The sequence below is a fragment of the Candidatus Zixiibacteriota bacterium genome (assembly GCA_026397505.1).
Lineage (GTDB): Bacteria > Zixibacteria > MSB-5A5 > GN15 > PGXB01 > JAPLUR01.
The window spans coordinates 1-2815 of record JAPLUR010000139.1 but is presented as its reverse complement, the minus strand read 5'-3'; the positions used below and the strand labels follow the sequence as shown (position 1 = coordinate 2815).

Genomic DNA, 2815 nt, shown 5'->3' with positions numbered 1-2815 from the left:
GCCGTGAGCCAGTAAATATAATACGCTCTCCCCCGCTTTTACAAGCATTTTGTTTCTTATTTCCAACTCTTCTTCCCGGAAACGGCTGAGGACCAAAGTCATCGGATCAATCCCCTCTGGAACCGGCCCGATCCCCATCCGGAGCCGGAGGATATCCTCGGTTCCCAGATGGCTGATAATAGAAGCCATGCCATTATGGCCGCCATCGGAGCCACCCAGACGAATCCGAAGTCTTCCCAGAGGAATATTAAAATCGTCATAGATAATCAGTAAGTCGTTGGGGGACAGTTCGAATTTCTCCATAACCTGCGCTACTGCCAGGCCCGAATTGTTCATGAAAGTGGTAGGCCAGACCAGCCTGATAAGACCGGTTTCAATCTCCTTTTCCGCTATAAAATAATCTCCCGAACCCAGACCCGGCCTTATCTGCCATTTCTCGCAAAGTATTGCCAGAAGGTCAAATCCCAGATTATGCCGGGTGTGGAAATATTCTTCCCCGATATTCCCCAGACCGATAATTAGCGAAACCATATTAAATGGGAATATAAGTTACTTTGGTTCCATCATCCATATCCATCGCGATTTTTCTCATGGCCTGACCCACGGCAATAGAGCCCTCTTTTACCATCCCACATGGTCGAAACGGACAGGGCTTTCTGATTCGCGGCTCCGGCAATATATTTATTATGTGGCCGCGGTCTTTACCTTAAGCAATCGAAGCGAATTGGTCACGACAAAAACGGAGGAAAACGACATTGCCGCCGCCGCTATTACCGGGGAAAGTCCGAAACCAAAGAGAGGATACAATACCCCCGCCGCAATCGGTATGGCGACAACATTATAGAAAAAAGCCCAGAAAAGATTTTGCTTGATGGTTTTGAAAGTCAATTTTGAGATTTCGAGCGCCTCGAGAAGGGAACGGAGGTCATTCCGGACCAGAATAATATCGGCCGATTCCATTGCCACATCAGTGCCGGATCCCAGCGCCACCCCAATATCGGCGGCGGCCAGCGCCGGTGCATCATTGATACCGTCACCGACCATAATAACCGTATTCCCGGCTCGCCGGAAAGTTTCGACAATGGTCGATTTTTCATTCGGTTTGATTCCCGCTTCATATTTATCAATTCCCAGAAGCGCCGATACCCCTTTGGCCGTGCGGTAATTATCCCCGGTCAGCATGATAACTTTGCGGCCATCCTGCTTGAGCCTGGCCACCACTTCGGGCGCTTCATCTTTCATCCGGTCGGCCAGAGCAAAATAACCAAGCAGGATTTTATCGCGCGCAACAAAAACCACCGTTCTACCTTTGGTCATCTCCTCATTGGCCGCCTCGCGCAATTCCTCCAGAGAGATTTCATCCTTTTCCATGGTCGCTGCATTGCCGACTATGACCGTTGACCCATTGACCTGCCCCTTCAGCCCGAATCCGGGAAATTCCATAAGATTTTTGACCGAGATAAGTTTGATATCCAGCGACCGTGCTTTTTCCACAATGGCATTGGCCAGCGGATGTGAAGACCCCGCTTCGGCCGAAGCGGCCATCTGGAAAAGAAACTCATCCTTGATATTTCCGGCGCTCTTAAAATCGGCTACCTCAAATCGTCCCTCGGTCAGAGTGCCGGTCTTGTCGAAAATGACATAGTCGGCTTTAACTGTCCGCTCCAGAATATCGCCGCCGCGAATATAAATTCCGCGTCTTGCCGCCCGCCCGGTGCCCGTCAGTATGGCGGTCGGCGTCGCCAGTCCCAGCGCGCAGGGACAGGCAATGATAAGTACCGCCACCGGGGCCGTGAGAAGCATTGAGCTGCTGCGATCAAAAATGAACCAGAGGACAAAAGTCAATATGGCGATCAGAAGTACAATCGGAACAAAAATCCCGGCGATCTTGTCCGCCAGTTTCTGTACCGGCGCCTTGCGATTTTGAGCCTCCGAGACAAGCCGGATTATTCCGGCCAGGAAAGTATTATCACCGGTGCCGGTCACCTCAAACCGGAACGCCCGGTTGCCGTTGACCGAACCGCCGATAACACTATCACCAACCCGCTTATCGACCGGCACTGATTCCCCGGTCAACATCGATTCATCTATGGATGGTTCACCGTCAATAATATTTCCATCGGCAGGAATTCTCCCGCCCGCCCGAACCAGCATTATCATCCCCGGCTGGATAGCGGAAACAGGCACTTCCGTCTCCGTTCCCTCGACTATGGCGGTGGCCTTTTCGGGGCGAAGGCGCAGCAGAGAACCGATTGCATCGCGGGCCTTTCCTTTGGCACGGCTCTCCAAAAATCGCCCCAAGAGAATCAAAGTCACAATTGCCGCCGCCGTCTCGAAATAGAAGTGAAACTCCGTTAGCTTTTTGAAATAGAGAATATCCAGCACCAGGTAACTACTATACAGGAAAGCCGCCAGTGAGCCAAGCGCTATCAGGGAATTCATATTGGCGCGCCAATGACGGGTTTGAAGCCAGGCATCGGCAAAAATATCCCGACCGGAATAGAAAAGAACCGGCAGGGTCAAAAAGAAGAGGATTGAGCCTTCGACCCGATGGTCAATCAGATGCGGCTTGAGAAACATGGCGATCATGCTCAGAATTATTACCGGGAGAGCAAAAATCAGAGCCGACATGAAATTCCTGCGAGCCGAGGACAACTCTCCGGCAAAAACATCCTCACCGTTTTCCGCTAAATGAGGGGAGTATCCCAGATTCGTGATTGACTCCAGGATAGATTTCTCATCAACCTTGTCCGGCTCAAAATTGACCGCCGCCGTTCCCAGGGCATAATTTACCTGGGCGATTTTGACTCCCTGA

2 protein-coding genes are annotated in these 2815 nt (G+C 51.3%); both read right to left on the bottom strand.

Going from position 1 to position 2815, the window contains the following annotated elements; genetic code table 11:
• Nucleotides 1-531, bottom strand: a 531-nt coding sequence (gene pth, locus NT002_14360) for an aminoacyl-tRNA hydrolase (GenBank protein ID MCX6830446.1), incomplete at its 3' end; no start/stop codon positions are given.
• 153 nt (nt 532-684) lie between these two features.
• The coding region (locus NT002_14355) for a heavy metal translocating P-type ATPase (GenBank protein ID MCX6830445.1) at nt 685-2815 on the bottom strand (2131 nt) is incomplete at its 5' end.